This is a genomic window from Cedecea sp. (assembly GCF_036500665.1).
Lineage (GTDB): Bacteria > Pseudomonadota > Gammaproteobacteria > Enterobacterales > Enterobacteriaceae > Cedecea.
Genome location: NZ_DASYBS010000126.1, coordinates 1 through 15,142, shown reverse-complemented (window position 1 = coordinate 15,142; position 15,142 = coordinate 1). Strand labels below are relative to the sequence as shown.

Genomic DNA, 15,142 nt, shown 5'->3' with positions numbered 1-15,142 from the left:
CTGAGAGCGTCGGGAACGCATCTCAGCCGACCCAGGACTGGGAGATAAAACGGAGGTCTGCCGCTTTAGCGGTCGATTTATTTCGCCGGGAGTCCGGGGTCTCGGGGAAGTGACGGTGACTTCCCCGAGTCGTTCACCGGTTCGGTGGCTGCATATAAAACAGGACTGGAAGTGAACGGAATCTCATCTGCCCCTGCATTATCGTGGATATTTGCCACGAAGAGGCAGAACTGGAAAAAGAGCAAAAAAAAGCCCTCACGCGCAGGTGAAAGCTCTCTATTTATCCCCTCTCCCCCATGGGGAGAGGGTCAGGGTGAGGGGAAAACTACTCGTTAATCCTTGGATGCTGCTGCACCAACAGCGTTCGCTTCGCCTGCAGATCTTCGATTTCCTTATCCAGGTCCTCGATTTTCTGCTCGATATTGTCGTGGTGCTCCTGAACAATTTCACGCGCTTCCGCAATGTCCGATGCCGCCGGTGTTGCGCCTTTCAGCGGTTTATTGGCGGTCTCTTTCATGGTGACAGCGGTAATAAAGCCGATAATCGCCACCACCATCAGGTAGTAAGCCGGCATCATCAGGTTTTGTGTACTCTCGACCAGCCATGCGGCAACCGTTGGCGTCACGCCCGCAATCAGCACCGAAATGTTAAAGGCGCTGGCCAGGGCGCTGTAGCGGATATGGGTCGGGAACATGGCCGGCAATGTGGATGCCATCACGCCGATAAAGAAGTTCAGCACCACCGCCAGGATCAGTAACCCGGCAAAGATCAGCCCAATCACGTTGCTGTTAATCAGCATAAAGGCCGGAATCGACAGCAGGAACAGGCCGATACTGCCCATGAAGATAAACGGCCGACGGCCAAAGCGGTCGCTCAGCAGGCCGATCATCGGCTGCACAAACAGCATCCCCACCATAATGGCGATGATGATCAGCACCCCGTGCTCTTCCGAATAATGCAGGTTATGCGAAAGGTAGCTCGGCATGTAGGTCAGCAGCATGTAGTAGGTGACGTTGGTCGAGATAACAATGCCAATACAGACCAGCAGGCTGCGCCAGTGCTTGGTGGCAATCTCTTTGAACGAAACTTTTGGACCGTCTGCCAGACCTTCGCGATCGCCCTGTTCCATTTTCTCAACGTGCTGCTGGAACGCCGGAGTTTCTTCCAGCGCGTGGCGCAGGTAGAGGCCGATGATGCCTAACGGCAGCGCGAGGAAGAACGGAATACGCCAGCCCCAGTCGAGGAAGTTCTCTTCGCCGACGATAGCGGTGATAAGCACCACCACGCCCGCGCCGCAGACGAACCCGGCAATCGAACCGAAGTCCAGCCAGCTGCCCATAAAGCCGCGCTTACGGTCAGGCGAGTACTCCGCCACGAAGATAGAGGCCCCGGTGTATTCGCCGCCTACCGAGAAGCCCTGAGCCATTTTAGCCAGCAGCAGCAGGATAGGTGCCCAGATGCCGATGGTGGCATAGGACGGAATCAGCCCGATAGCAAACGTACTGAGCGACATGATGACGATGGTGATAGCCAGGATTTTCTGACGACCGTATTTATCCCCTAGCATCCCGAAGAACAGGCCGCCCAGTGGACGTATCAGGAAAGGAACAGAGAAGGTCCCCAGCGCGGCGATCATCTGAACGCTCGGACTGGCATCCGGGAAGAAGACTTTACCTAGTGCGTAAGCAACAAAACCGTAAACACCGAAATCAAACCATTCCATCGCGTTACCGAGCGAAGCGGCAGTGATGGCTTTTTTCAGACGCGCATCATCAATGATAGTGACATCACTGACCTTGATCGGTCTGACTTTCTTTTTCCTTTTTAGCATTTTTTATCCTCGAGTTTTCCTTGCGGGGGTAAAAATTCCCTCTGTAAGTGTAGTGGGCCAGACGACAAATGCTGGCTAAAACTGCAGCACTCAAACATAACTGCGTTAGAAGTGAGGGATGAGTAATTTCTCTTGTGAACTATTTGAATTTGAAAGAATTACTCAGGCTTATAAATATTGTGGTCAATATTCATAACTGTGATCAATATCAAAATTTTTCACTAAAGTAAAATTTTGCCCCGCCGACATAACATGCATACCATCAAAGAATTAACATCTGGATAACCTCTCAAAGGGAGTTGCTATGTCCGCCCATGTGCCGGTCACCCAGCGTGAATACACGCTCGATGACGATACGACCCTGATGTCCACCACCGATCTGAAAAGTTACATCACGCATGCGAACGATACCTTCGTGCAGGTCAGTGGCTACCAGCTCCATGAGCTAAGCGGCGCTGCGCATAACCTCGTGCGACATCCCGATATGCCAAAGGCGGCTTTCGCCGATATGTGGTTTACCCTCCAGCAGGGCGAGCCGTGGACCGGCATCGTGAAGAACCGCCGTAAAAACGGTGACCATTACTGGGTGCGCGCCAACGCGGTGCCGGTAGTTCGACATGGCAAAACCACCGGCTATATGTCTATTCGCACCAAAGCCTCGCCGGAAGAGATTGCCACCGCAGAGCCGCTCTACAAGGCGTTGAACGAAGGGCGCAGTAACAAAACCGTTTACAAAGGGTTGGTGCTGCGTAAGGGACTGTTTGGCAAGCTGCCGACTCTGTCACTGCGTTGGCGTATCCGCGGACTAATGGGCGGTTTGTTTATTCTGCTGATGGCCTCGGCGTTCGTGCTGGGGCAAAGCCCGCTGCAAATGCTCGCCATCGCGGCGTTTACCGCCTTAGCTTGCGCATTGCTGGAATGGCAAATTGCTCGCCCGCTGGAAAACGTTGCCCGCCAGGCGCTGGAAGTGGCGACCGGCAACAGCCACCGCGTGAAGCACCTTCAGCGCAGCGATGAAATCGGCATTATCCTGCGCTCCATCGGTCAGCTCGGGCTGATGTGCCGCTGGCTGATTAACGACGTCAGTAGTCAGGTAGCCAACGTACGTAGCGGCAGTGAGGCGATGGCGAAAGGGAATGACGATCTCAATGAGCGTACCCGCCAGACGGTGGCCAACGTGCAGCAGACGGTTGCCACCATGAACCAAATGGCGGCGTCGGTACAAACCAACTCGGAAACCGCGTCGGCGGCGGACAAACTCTCCAGCTCCGCCAGTGATGCGGCGGCGCAGGGTGGCCAGGCTATGGAAACCGTGGTGACCACCATGGACGACATTGCCGACAGCACCCAGCGCATCGGTTCCATCACCAGCCTGATCAACGATATCGCTTTCCAGACCAATATTCTGGCGCTTAATGCCGCTGTAGAAGCCGCCCGTGCCGGTGAGCAGGGCAAAGGGTTTGCCGTGGTGGCCGGGGAAGTACGTAACCTGGCGCAGCGTAGCGCCAGCGCGGCCAACGACATCCGCAAGCTGATTGACGCCAGCGCCAGCAAGGTGCAGTCCGGCACGGTGCAGGTTCACGAGGCGGGGCGCACCATGCAGGACATCGTGGCGCAGGTGCAGAACGTCACCCGGCTTCTCGGGCAGATAAGCCATGCCACTTCAGAACAGGCCGATGGCCTGGCGGACATTACCCGTGCCGTGGCGGAACTGAACGCCATCACGCAGAAAAATGCCGAGCTGGTGGAAGAGGGGGCCCAGGTGTCGGCGATGGTTAAACACCGCGCGACTCGCCTGCAGGATGCGGTCACGGTTCTGGGGTAAAGTGTTCGGAGCGGGTAGCCTGCGCTATCCGCTCAACTCCGCTTATACAAACGACGGGGATGACCAATCTTGCCGTACAGCATCTCGACGCTGAGAAACCCCTTTTCAACGCAGTGTTCCAGGTAGCGACGGGCGGTGGTTTTGCTTAGCTTCGTTTCACTGACCACGTCGTCAACTGAGAAACAGCGTTGGGCTTCGCCTTCGCGGAACAGGCGCTGCACCAGCTCCAGCGTATTCTCCTCAATCCCCTTGCTCCCGGCGTCCAGCGGGGCGTTTCGCGCCTGGAGTTCATACAGCTTATCGACGTTTTGCTGATCCACCACCTTCCATTCGCGCTGCTGCTGGCTGAACTGGACGAAGCGCTCCAGCGAGTGACTCAGGCGCTTCCATGACACCGGCTTGAGGATATAGTCAAACGCGCCGCTGCGAATTGCCTGACTGCAGGTATCCATGTCACTGGCGGCGGTAATGAAAATAACCGAGCAGGCGTGCTGTTTTAGCAGGTCGCTGCCAAATAGCGTGATGCCTTTTCCATCCGGCAAATAGTTATCCAGCAGGATAAGCTGCGGCTGTTTTTCGAGCATCAGGCGCTGAGCGGCCGCCAGGCTGTTGGCGATACCCACCAGATTGAGATGGGGGTGCTTATCAATCAGTTCCGCGTGAAGTGAGGCAAGTTCACTCTCATCCTCTACGATAAGCACATCAATCATTTCTTTTTGCATACTCAAAGCCTTACGTTGGGTCGAGGTTACTGCCCGCAGCGATAACATCGGGAATAAATACCGAGAAAACGGTCCCGCTCGGCAGATTATCAGAAACCTCGACTGTGCCTTTCGCTAACGCCACATAGCTGGCGATAAGATGCAGGCCGAGCCCGTGGTCGCCGTGGGTTTTGGTGGTGACCCCCGGCGTGAAAATATGGTCGCGCAGTTCAGGCGCAATGCCGACACCGTGGTCGGCGACCTCGATGACTAACTCCCGGTCGTTCATCACGATATAGACTTCAACCGGCTGATGTTCACCCTCAGAGCGCTGGGTTGCCTCAATCGCGTTGTCCAGCAAGTTACCGATGATGGAAATCAGCTCTGATTCCGGCACGTTAGACGGCATTCTCGTCATACTGCAGGCCGGGTCGAATGCCAGCGATACGCCTTTCTCTCGAGCCCTGGCGTATTTGCCCAGCAGCAGGCCACACAGCGTGGCGGAACAGAAACGCGCGGAGACAAAATCCAGCACCTCTTGTGCGTGCTCGGACTGCGCTTTGATGTAGCGTTTAGCATCATCGTAGCGCGCCATATGCAGCAGCCCGGCAAGCGTTGCCATGCGGTTAAGCTGTTCGTGGCGCATAATGCGCAGGTTATCCACGTAGCGCTTCACCTGGCTGAGCTGGAAGCTCAGACTATCAATATCTTTGCGGTCGCGGAAGGTGATGACCCAGCCCTGAAGTTCGCCTTCCAGTTCAATTCGCACCCGGCTGGCGAGCACGCTGAGATCGTTAAAGGCGCAGATTTCATCGTGGGTGTCTCGCGCCAGCATCACCTGCGGATCAAAGAAGGTGACCGGCTCGATCACCGCGGAAATCTGCTTTCCCCTGATCTCGCGCGAAGGCTGTTCCAGGCCAAGCAATTTCTTCGCCGCCTTATTGATCACCTCGATCTGCGAGTGGCTATCAATGGCTATTACTCCTTCATAAATCGACTCCATCATCGCTTTTTGCTGGCGTACCAGCAGGCTGATTTGTCGAGGCTCCAGCGAAAACATCTGCTTCTTGATGCTGCGCGTGAAGTACCAGGAGAAGACGAACAGCGCCAGCAGGAGGATGACCGCCGCGAGCAAAATATTGATCACCTTGCCGGAGGTCACATCATCAAGATAGCTTTTCAGATAGCCCACCGAGACGATACCGATCACTTTACCGTGCTGGTCGAATATCGGCGCTTTACTGCGCAGCGACAGGCCGAGACCACCCTTACGTAACGTGGTGATGCTTTTGCCCTGCAGCACCTCTTCGTTATCGCCGCCGACGAGAGTTTTGCCCACGCGGTCGGCATGGACCGAATGGTAGAGATGAATGCCCTGCTCGTCACCGATCACGATAAAGCTGGCATCACTATGGACGACCAGTTTTTGCATAAAGTTGTGTATTGCCGGAATATCTTTTTTTGCCACCGACTCCTGCAGGGTAGGAATTAAGGCAATATCTTCCGCCTGAATTCTCGCCCGGGTGCTCATTTCCTGATAAAGCTGGCGGCCAACGTCGAAATAGTAATAGGTGCCGAGCATGGCAAATAGCACGGAAAAGAAAGCAACCAGATAGATAAATAAGCGTATTTGAAAGGAGACTTTCATAGGCCAGCGTGTATTCAGTGAGGCAAAACGGCAGCTTAACACCTATAAACCGCTGGCTGCGCGGCTTTGAGCGAAAGTTTGAACAACCTCACGCAACGGCACTTTTCGTTAATTTCTGATGATTTTTTTCTTCCCCTTAAGATTTATCTAAGTCAGGGAATAAAAACCATAAAAACCACGCCGAAATAGAAACCATTAACACCATAGATGCCTTTAAATTAACGGTTTTAATCTGCCAGTCCTCACATTACATGGGTATTTAATCTTTTAGTCTGCCCCGACAAATTAAAAAAGGGGCTTGAATATGAGCACGACCGATGATTCCTACAACATCATTCCTGAATCTATTGATCTTAATAAGCCGACGCTCAAGGAGCGCTGGTGGCATATTCTCGACAGCTGGAAGGTGGGCATCATCCCGCTGCCGCTGTTTGTGCTGGCCGGGGCGCTGATCGCCATCGACTGCCTCGGCGGTAAGCTGCCGAGCGATATCGTGGTGATGGTAGCGACGCTGGCCTTCTTCGGCTTTGCCTGCGGCGAGTTTGGTAAACGCCTGCCGGTGATCGGTAAAATGGGCGCCGCCGCCATCTGCGCCACCTTCATCCCTTCCGCGCTGGTCTATTACGGCCTGCTGCCGGATGCGGTGGTGGAGTCCACCACCAAATTCTATAAATCCACCAACATCCTTTACCTCTACATCTGCTGCATCATCGTCGGCAGCATCATGAGCATGAACCGCACCACGCTGATTCAGGGCTTCCTGCGCATCTTCTTCCCGATGCTGTGCGGCGAAGTGGTGGGCATGGTTGTCGGCATGGGCGTTGGCCTGGCGTTAGGCCTTGAGCCGTTCCAAATCTTCTTCTTCCTGATCCTGCCGATCATGGCCGGGGGCGTGGGGGAAGGAGCGATCCCGCTGTCCATTGGTTATGCCGCGCTGCTGCACATGGACCAGGGCGTAGCGCTGGGGCGCATTCTGCCTATCGTGATGCTGGGCAGCCTGACGGCTATCGTCATTTCCGGCTGCCTGAATCAGCTGGGTAAACGCTTCCCGCACCTGACCGGTGAAGGCGAGCTGATGCCGGGCAAAACCAACGGTGGCGAAAAAGAACAAACCGCAGCCCTGTTCAGTGGCAAAGCGGACGTTACCACTATCGCTTCCGGCGCGCTGCTGGCGGTGCTGCTCTACATGGTGGGCATGCTGCTGCATAAACTGATTGGCTTGCCGGCCCCGGTAGGGATGCTGTTTGTCGCCGTGCTGATCAAGCTCTGCCACGGGGTTTCCCCACGCATGCTGGCGGGCTCTCAGGTGGTTTATAAATTCTTCCAGACCGCCGTGACCTATCCGATTCTGTTTGCCGTGGGCGTGGCGATCACCCCGTGGAACGAGCTGGTTGACGCTTTCACCCTTACCAACCTGCTGGTCATCGTCAGCACCGTCAGCGCGCTGGTGGCGACCGGCTTTTTCGTCGGGAAAAAGATCGGCATGCACCCTATCGATGTGGCCATCGTCTCCTGCTGCCAGAGCGGGCAGGGCGGCACCGGCGACGTCGCCATTCTTACCGCCGGCAACCGCATGTCGCTGATGCCGTTCGCCCAGATTGCTACCCGCATCGGCGGGGCGATCAACGTTTCGGTGGCGCTGCTGGTGCTTGGCAACTTTCTTGTCTGATTTTTGATTAACCAGGAACTGTTATGAAACTCGCAAGTTATTTACTTCAGGGTCAGCGGAGCTACGGCGTGGTGACGCCGGAAGGCATCATCGACCTGGGTCGCCGTTTGGGCTCACGTTTTGCGGACCTGAAAGCGCTGCTGGCGGCGGATGCCGTGCATGAAGCGCTGGCGTTTGCCGGGCTGAAGGCCGATGTCGCAGCCGCAGACGTTCGCTGGCTGCCGGTCATCGAACGCCCTGAAAAAATCCTCTGCGTTGGCATGAACTACGCCGACAAGCGTAAAGAGTTCGACCAGCACAACCCGGCGCCGACGCTGTTTGTACGCTTTGCTGACTCCCAGACCGGACATGATTCCCCGGTGGTGAAACCTCATCATTCCAGCGAATTTGACTACGAAGGCGAACTGGCGGTGATCATCGGCAAAGGCGGCGTGAACATTGCGGCGGCGGATGCGCTGAGCCACGTGGCCGGCTACAGCTGCTATATGGACGGTTCGGCGCGCGACTGGCAGCACACGTGGTTTACCGCCGGGAAAAACTGGCCGCAGACCGGCGCTTTTGGCCCGTGGATGACCACGGCGGATGAAATTCGCGATCCGCACGATCTGGCGATCCGCACCTGGCTGAACGGCCGCATGGTGCAGGAGGACAACACCAGCAGCATGATCCACAAGGTCGCCGAGCTTATCGAATACATCTCGACCTTCACCTCGCTCAGCGCGGGCGACGTGATCATTACCGGCTCTCCCGGCGGCGTTGGCAAAAAGCGCACGCCACCGCTGTTTATGAAGCCGGGAGACCGCATCGAGGTTGAAATTGAACGCATCGGCCATCTCAGCAACGTGATCGTTGAGTCCCGCGTGCCGCAGGTTTCAGAGGCGGTGGCCCACTAACGCTATGTTCCAGTCCAACCCTATCGAGTTCAGTACCGTCGATCCGCAGCGCCAGCCGCAGGCGCTGGCGGCCATACGGGATCTGCTGGGGCGTAACCAGCTCGGGCTGGACGGCGACATTCAGCTGTTCGTCGTCGCCCTTGCCGGGGCAAATATCGTCGGCTGTGCGGGGCTGGCGTGGCGCACCATCAAGTGCGTGGCGGTGGATGAAGCCTGGCGCGGGGACAACCTTAGCGTGCGGCTGCTGGGGGAAATTCAGCATATCGCGATGGAACGCGGGCAGGCGCATCTGTTCCTGTTTACCCGCCCGTACAACCTTGACCGGTTTCGCCAGAGCGGTTTCTGGCCGCTGGTGCAGGTCGACGAGGCTGCGGTGCTGATGGAAAACACGCCCGTGGGCATCAGCCGCTACTGCGCCGGGCTGGAGAAATTGCGCAAACCGGGAAATCGGATCGGCTCCATCGTGATGAACGCCAACCCGTTCACCCTCGGCCACCGCTACCTGGCCGAACAGGCGGCGGCGCGCTGCGACTGGCTGCATCTGTTTGTGGTCCGTGAGGACGCTTCATTTTTTCCGTTCGAGGAACGGTGGGAGATGGTTCGCCAGGGAGTGGCTCACTTACCCAACGTGATTGTGCATCCCGGCTCTGACTACCTGATCTCCCGCGCCACCTTTCCGGGTTATTTCCTGAAAGAGAGCGGGCTTATCGACAAAACCTGGAGCGCAATGGATCTGATGATTTTCCGTGACTACGTCGCTCCGGCGCTGGGCGTGACCCACCGGTTTGTCGGCAACGAGCCGTTCTGCGCCGTCACCCGCGAGTACAACCAGGCCATGCGCTACTGGCTGGAGGTGCATCGCCACCACAGCGCGGCGTCGATTCAGGTGGTCGAGCTGCCGCGTAAATGCCATGCCGCCGGACGAGAGATTTCCGCCTCTGAAGTCCGTGCCTTACTCAAGAGCCAGCAAATGGCCCGCATCCGGGAAATTGTCCCGGACAGTACCTTTAGCCATCTTCAGCGGCACTACGCGCTGGATATGGCCTGATTTCTTTAACCAGGACAAAGCCTTATGAGAATCGTAAAGCAAGCCTTAGCCGGGACGCTGGAGTCCAGCGATCTGCTGGTGAGAGTGGCCCCCGCCGAAGGCGAGTTCAGCCTGATGATCCACAGTGAAGTACAAAAGCAGTTTGGCGACCAGATTCGCCGGGTGGCGGAGCAAACCCTTGCCCAGCTCGGCGTGAAAGAAGGGATTTTTATTCTGGAAGACAAGGGGGCGCTGGACTGCGTGATCCGCGCCCGCCTGCAAAGCGCGGTGCTGCGCGGCGCCGATGCCGAAAAAATTGACTGGGAAAAACTACAATGAAAAAACTCCGTCGCAGCATGCTGTTCCTCCCCGGCGCCAACGCCGCCATGCTTTCGACCGCCTTTATCTACCGCCCGGACTCGATCATGTTCGACCTGGAAGACGCCGTGGCGCTGCGTGAGAAAGATACCGCCCGCGTGCTGGTGTTCCATGCCCTGCAGCACCCGATGTACCGCGACATCGAAACCGTGGTGCGTATTAATCCGCTGAATACGCCGTTTGGCCTGGACGATCTTGAGGCCGTGGTGCGCGCAGGTGTGGACGTGGTGCGCCTGCCGAAAACCGACACGCCGGAAGATATCTTCCTGCTGGAATCTCACCTTGAGCGCATTGAAAAAGCGTGCGGACGCGAGCCAGGCTCCACCAAACTGGTGGCGGCGATTGAATCCGCCGTGGGCGTGATTAACGCCGTCGCCATCGCGCGTTCTTCCCCGCGCCTTATCGGTATTGCGCTGGCGGCCTTTGATTACGTGATGGATATGCAAACCGAGCGCGGCGACGGCACGGAGCTGTTCTATGCCCGCTGCGCGGTGCTTCATGCCGCACGCGCTGCCGGGATTGATGCTTTCGATGTGGTTTGGTCCGACGTGAATAACGAAGCCGGGTTCCTGCGGGAAGTCGAGCTGATCCGCAAAATGGGTTTCAACGGCAAATCGCTGATCAATCCCCGGCAGATCGAGCTGCTGCATAACGCCTATGCGCCAACGCAGGACGAAGTCGACTATGCCCGCCGGGTCATTGCCGCCGCCGATGAAGGGGATCGCAACGGCCTGGGCGTGGTGTCGCTCAACGGCAAGATGATCGACGCGCCGATCATTAACCATGCGCAGGTGGTGCTTGAGCGCGCCGCGGCTTCCGGCGTGCGTCGCTAAGGATAAAAACAATGAGCAAAATGACCGAACTTTTACACCTTGAGTACCCGCACCTTTCTCACCTGCGAAGCTTTGACGGGGCACATCAAACCACGCCGTGGCTGGCGGATGCCGACGCGAAGAAAACCCGCAAGCTTTGCGACACGCTGGAGCAGGCGATTGCCCAAAGCGGGCTGAAGGACGGCATGACCATCTCCTTCCATCATGCTTTCCGGGAAGGCGATCGGGTGATTAACCACGTGGTTGCCACGCTGGCCCGCCTCGGTTTTAAAAACCTGACGCTGGCTTCAAGTTCGCTAATGACCTGCAACGAGGCGCTGATCGAGCCCATTCACGACGGCGTGATTAGCCGCATTTACACCTCCGGCATGCGCGGCAAGCTGGCGGAAGCGATTTCTCACGGCCTGATGGCGGAGCCGGTACAGATTCACTCCCACGGCGGGCGCGTGAAGCTGCTGCAGGACGGCGAGCTGAAAATCGACGTGGCGTTTCTCGGCGTGCCGTGCAGCGACGAATACGGCAACGCCAACGGCACCCACGGCAAATCCTGCTGCGGTTCGCTGGGCTACGCCAAAGTGGACGCCCATTTTGCCCGCAAGGTCGTGCTGTTAACCGAAGAACTGGTGCCGTTCCCCAACATGCCCGCCAGCCTGATGCAGGATGAAGTGGACTACATCGTCAAGGTCGATACCGTGGGCGACCCGGCCAAAATCAGCGTCGGGGCGGCGCGCGTCACCAACAACCCGCGTGAGCTGATGATTGCCCGTACCGCAGCCGAAGTCATTGAACATTCGGGTTACTTCCGCCACGGTTTTTCCATGCAGACCGGCTCCGGCGCGGCGGCCACCGCCTGCACGCGCTTTATGGAGGAAAAAATGGAGCGCAACGGCGTGGTGGCACGCTTTGCCCTCGGCGGGATCACCGGCAGCCTGGTGGATCTCCACGAAAAAGGGCTGATCGAAAAACTGCTTGATACCCAGTGTTTTGACGGTCAGGCGGCGGCCTCGCTGGCGCGCAATCCTAACCACATTGAGATCTCCACCAACGTCTACGCCAACCCCGGCGCGAAGGCCACGAGCTGCGACCAGCTTGACGTGGTGATCCTCAGCGCGCTGGAGATCGACATCGACTTTAACGTCAACGTGATAACCGGTTCCGACGGCGTGATGCGTGGCGCATCCGGCGGGCACTGCGACGTGGCGAGCGCGGCAAACCTGACGATTGTGGTTGCTCCGCTGCTGCGGACCCGAATTCCGACCGTCGTCAAACGGGTGACCACGCAAGTCACGCCGGGGGAAAGCATTGACGTGCTGGTGACGGATCACGGCGTGGCGGTTAACCCGGCCCGCCCGGAGATCCGCGCGCGGCTTGAAAGCGCGGGGATGAAGATCGTCAACATCGAAGATCTTTATCAGCGTGCTATTTCCCTGACCGGCGAACCGAAGCCGATCGAATTTACGCCGCGCATCGTCGGTGTGATCCGCTACCGCGACGGCAGCGTGATCGACGTGGTGCACCAGGTAAAAGAGGAGTAAGCCAAATGAGTGAAACGCTTCTGGAGGCGGAGGGCGTTACCCTTGCCGCCCTGCTTGAGGCCAAAGAGCGACGGGCGAATCGGCAGCACGCCTGGCTGGTTAAGCATCGCCAGCCGGTGCTTTCCCTGACGCTGGTGACGCCGGGGCCGGTGAAAGACAGTATTCGCTATCGTAACTGTATGGCGGTGGCGTTGCAGGCCTGCGACCAGCTGCTGTGGCGCTATCGCTGGTCGGTTATCGAGCGGCAGGTGTTTTGGCTGCCGAGCGGCGCCGAAGCGATGTGGAGCGTGGCGCACTCCGCCAGCGAGCTTAAAGCGGCCACGGTCGAGCTGGAGCAAACCCATCCGCTCGGCAGGCTGTGGGATGCGGACGTGATTTGCCCGCAAAACGGCCCGGTGGGGCGAACCTCGCTGGACCTGTCGGGGCGGCGCTGCCTGGTGTGCAACGAGCCCGCGCATGCCTGCGCGCGTTCTCGTCGCCACCCCATGGATGAAGTCACCGCGCGCGTTGAGAGGCTGATAGATGGCTGGTTTGCCAGGGATTAACTCAGCTTCTGCCGCCGCACCGGATGTGCCAAATCTGGTGCGGCAGGCGCTGCTGGACGAAGTTTGGTTGACGCCAAAGCCGGGGCTGGTGGACGGCGCCAACAGCGGCTCGCACCGCGATATGGATCTGCCGATGTTTCTCGACAGCATCGCCGCCATTGGCCCCTGGTTCAGCACGTTCCACGCTCTGGGGCGTGAACATGCGGGGCGCGGAGCCTGCGAGATGCTGCGGCTGATCCGTCCGGCGGGCATCGCCTGCGAGCAGGCAATGTACCAGGCCACCCAAGGGGTGAATACGCACAAAGGCGGCGTGTTTTCGCTGGGGCTGCTTTCAACCGCCACCGGCCGCCTGCAGGGGCAGGGCAAAGCGCTCACCGCATCGGCTTTATGTTCCAGCGTGAGTGAGATATGCAGTGGTATCGTGGAAAGAGAGCTGCTCGCGGCCCGTAAGGCTTCGTCGGTTGGTGAAAGGCTCTATCAGCAGTTTGGCCTGACCGGCGCACGCGGCGAGGCGGAAAGCGGATTCCTGACGGTGCGCCAGCACGTGCTGCCTTACTGGCAGACGGAGAGTTGCCCGAAACGCCGCCTGCTGAATGCGATGCTGCGCCTGATGGCCGCTAACCCGGACACTAATCTGGTTTCGCGTGGCGGACTAAACGGGCTTCGCTATGTGCAACGCTATGCTGCCCGCTTGCTGCAGCAGGGCTGGCACGAGGACCATCTTCGGCAGATGGATGCCGACCTTATCGCCCGCAATCTTAGCCCCGGCGGAAGTGCAGATCTGCTGGCGGTCAGCGTCGTTTTAGCGAAAATTGTGGTGTAACGGCTATCCAGCACGAATTTCATGCCAGTGTTGCAGGTTTTTGTCCAGGATGATGTTTCCACTCTGGAAAATAAAAGGAGTACCTCATGGCTCAGACCGCAGATAAAAACCGTCGCTTTGTGCTGGCTAAACGCCCGCAGGGAATGCCGACCCGCGAAGATCTCCATCTCGAAGAAGTAGCTGTTCCAACGCCCGGTAAAGGCGAGGTGCTGCTGCGCACGCTTTTCCTGTCCCTCGACCCGTATATGCGCGGACGCATGAGCGACGCCAAATCCTACTCGGCGCCGATTGCCATCGGCGAAGTGATTGTCGGCGGAACCGTGAGCCGGGTGGAAAGCTCGCAGCATCCTGATTATCAGCCGGGTGACCTGGTGCTGGCTGATTCTGGCTGGCAGGACTATTCGATTTCAAATGGAGAAGGCCTGCGGAAGCTGGATAAAAACATGTCTCACCCTTCCTGGGCGCTGGGGCTGCTCGGCATGCCGGGCTTTACCGGCTACATGGGGCTGACCGATATCGGTAACCCGCAGCCGGGCGAAACCGTGGTGGTGGCGGCCGCCAGCGGCGCGGTGGGCTCCATCGTGGGGCAAACGGCTCGCCTGCGCGGCGCTAAGATCATCGGCATTGCGGGTGGTGAAGATAAATGTCGCTATGTAAAAGAGACCCTGAAGTTTGATGAGTGCCTCGATCACCGCGCCAGCGATTTTGCTGCACAGCTGGCCAAAGCCTGCCCGAACGGCATCGACGTCTATTTTGAAAACGTCGGCGGCGCGGTGTTTGACGCAGTCTTCCCGCTGCTGAATACCAAAGCGCGTATCCCGGTTTGCGGCATGATCAGCCAGTACAACGGCGGCAGCAGCGCGTTTGAGCACGATCGTCTGCCTGAGCTGATGGCAACCATTCTGAAAAAACGCATGCGCGTGGAAGGGTTTATCATCAGCCAGGATTACAGCCACCGCTACGAGGAGTTCTTTAAGCAGATGAGCGAGTGGATTGCCGCCGGAGAGATTGAGTTCCGAGAAGATATCGTAGACGGGCTGGAGAATGCCGTGGAGGCGTTCCAGGGCCTGCTGTCCGGGAAGAACTTCGGCAAGTTGATTGTGAAGGTGGCGGAGTAAGGGGTTAGGCTCGTCGTCAGTATATTGAGTGTCGGGGTATATCTTTAGCCCCGTAACTGTTCCGTTCACCCGTAGGTCTGTTTTCCCTGCACGTTCAGAGCACGGTGAACGTGTCCGGGGGATAACGCCATCCCCCGAACAGCCCCGGCGCCCGACGAGCTCATCGCCGCTGAAGCGGTAAACCCACCGGCCATCACCCAAACATTCGGGGTCGTTCGCGATTCGTTCCCGACGATCGCTCTCTTTCGCTGCTCCCGGCAGCTCAACCCCGCCTGAGTTGGGTCATAACCGGGGGCGATGAGAGCCGGGAACAAGG

At 58.0% G+C, this 15,142-nt stretch carries 14 protein-coding genes; 10 read left to right on the top strand and 4 right to left on the bottom strand.

Annotated elements, in window-relative coordinates; all coding sequences use genetic code 11:
- Window positions 1-325: 325 nt before the first annotated feature.
- Window positions 326-1,831, bottom strand: a complete 1,506-nt coding sequence (proP, locus tag VGM55_RS20790) for a glycine betaine/L-proline transporter ProP (protein ID WP_061278931.1) — start codon at window positions 1,829-1,831, stop codon at window positions 326-328.
- 304 nt (window positions 1,832-2,135) lie between these two features.
- Between proP and VGM55_RS20785 the strand changes: the two genes are divergently transcribed.
- Window positions 2,136-3,656, top strand: a complete 1,521-nt coding sequence (locus tag VGM55_RS20785; RefSeq protein ID WP_154187015.1) for a methyl-accepting chemotaxis protein — start codon at window positions 2,136-2,138, stop codon at window positions 3,654-3,656.
- Window positions 3,657-3,688: 32 nt separating this feature from the next.
- Here the strand turns inward: VGM55_RS20785 and VGM55_RS20780 are convergent, their stop codons facing one another.
- Window positions 3,689-4,378, bottom strand: a complete 690-nt coding sequence (locus VGM55_RS20780) for a response regulator (RefSeq protein ID WP_154187016.1) — start codon at window positions 4,376-4,378, stop codon at window positions 3,689-3,691.
- Between the two features lie 10 nt (window positions 4,379-4,388).
- A complete protein-coding gene (locus tag VGM55_RS20775) occupies window positions 4,389-6,005 on the bottom strand; it encodes a sensor histidine kinase (RefSeq protein WP_331636531.1) in 1,617 nt (538 codons plus the stop codon).
- Between the two features lie 304 nt (window positions 6,006-6,309).
- Between VGM55_RS20775 and VGM55_RS20770 the strand changes: the two genes are divergently transcribed.
- The 9 genes from VGM55_RS20770 to VGM55_RS20730 all read left to right on the top strand — a co-directional run bounded on the left by VGM55_RS20770 (window position 6,310) and on the right by VGM55_RS20730 (window position 14,826).
- Window positions 6,310-7,674 carry a 2-hydroxycarboxylate transporter family protein gene (locus VGM55_RS20770; RefSeq protein WP_331636529.1) on the top strand — a complete coding sequence of 455 codons (1,365 nt, stop codon included), beginning with the start codon at window positions 6,310-6,312 and terminating at the stop codon, window positions 7,672-7,674.
- Between the two features lie 23 nt (window positions 7,675-7,697).
- A complete protein-coding gene (locus VGM55_RS20765) occupies window positions 7,698-8,567 on the top strand; it encodes a fumarylacetoacetate hydrolase family protein (RefSeq protein WP_061278922.1) in 870 nt (289 codons plus the stop codon).
- Window positions 8,568-8,571: 4 nt separating this feature from the next.
- Window positions 8,572-9,615 carry a [citrate (pro-3S)-lyase] ligase gene (gene citC / locus VGM55_RS20760; protein WP_331636526.1) on the top strand — a complete coding sequence of 348 codons (1,044 nt, stop codon included), beginning with the start codon at window positions 8,572-8,574 and terminating at the stop codon, window positions 9,613-9,615.
- A 24-nt stretch (window positions 9,616-9,639) separates the two neighbouring features.
- Window positions 9,640-9,933 carry a citrate lyase acyl carrier protein gene (gene citD / locus VGM55_RS20755; protein ID WP_154187020.1) on the top strand — a complete coding sequence of 98 codons (294 nt, stop codon included), beginning with the start codon at window positions 9,640-9,642 and terminating at the stop codon, window positions 9,931-9,933.
- Window positions 9,930-10,805, top strand: a complete 876-nt coding sequence (citE, locus tag VGM55_RS20750; RefSeq protein WP_331636524.1) for a citrate (pro-3S)-lyase subunit beta — start codon at window positions 9,930-9,932, stop codon at window positions 10,803-10,805. Before citD ends, citE begins: the two co-directional genes overlap by 4 nt.
- A gap of 11 nt (window positions 10,806-10,816) precedes the next feature.
- Window positions 10,817-12,340 (top strand): citrate lyase subunit alpha, encoded by a 1,524-nt coding sequence (gene citF, locus VGM55_RS20745; RefSeq protein ID WP_331636523.1) that lies wholly within the window; start codon window positions 10,817-10,819, stop codon window positions 12,338-12,340.
- A 5-nt stretch (window positions 12,341-12,345) separates the two neighbouring features.
- Window positions 12,346-12,885 carry a citrate lyase holo-[acyl-carrier protein] synthase gene (citX, locus tag VGM55_RS20740; protein ID WP_331636522.1) on the top strand — a complete coding sequence of 180 codons (540 nt, stop codon included), beginning with the start codon at window positions 12,346-12,348 and terminating at the stop codon, window positions 12,883-12,885.
- Window positions 12,863-13,708, top strand: a complete 846-nt coding sequence (gene citG, locus VGM55_RS20735) for a triphosphoribosyl-dephospho-CoA synthase CitG (protein WP_331636521.1) — start codon at window positions 12,863-12,865, stop codon at window positions 13,706-13,708. The genes citX and citG overlap by 23 nt, the downstream gene beginning before the upstream one ends.
- Before the next feature lie 86 nt (window positions 13,709-13,794).
- Window positions 13,795-14,826 carry an NADP-dependent oxidoreductase gene (locus VGM55_RS20730; RefSeq protein WP_331636519.1) on the top strand — a complete coding sequence of 344 codons (1,032 nt, stop codon included), beginning with the start codon at window positions 13,795-13,797 and terminating at the stop codon, window positions 14,824-14,826.
- Window positions 14,827-14,891: 65 nt separating this feature from the next.
- On the opposite strand, the gene VGM55_RS20725 is transcribed toward VGM55_RS20730, so the two are convergent.
- Window positions 14,892-15,142 (bottom strand): hypothetical protein (locus VGM55_RS20725; protein WP_331636518.1); only part of this gene is annotated, 251 nt, incomplete at its 5' end.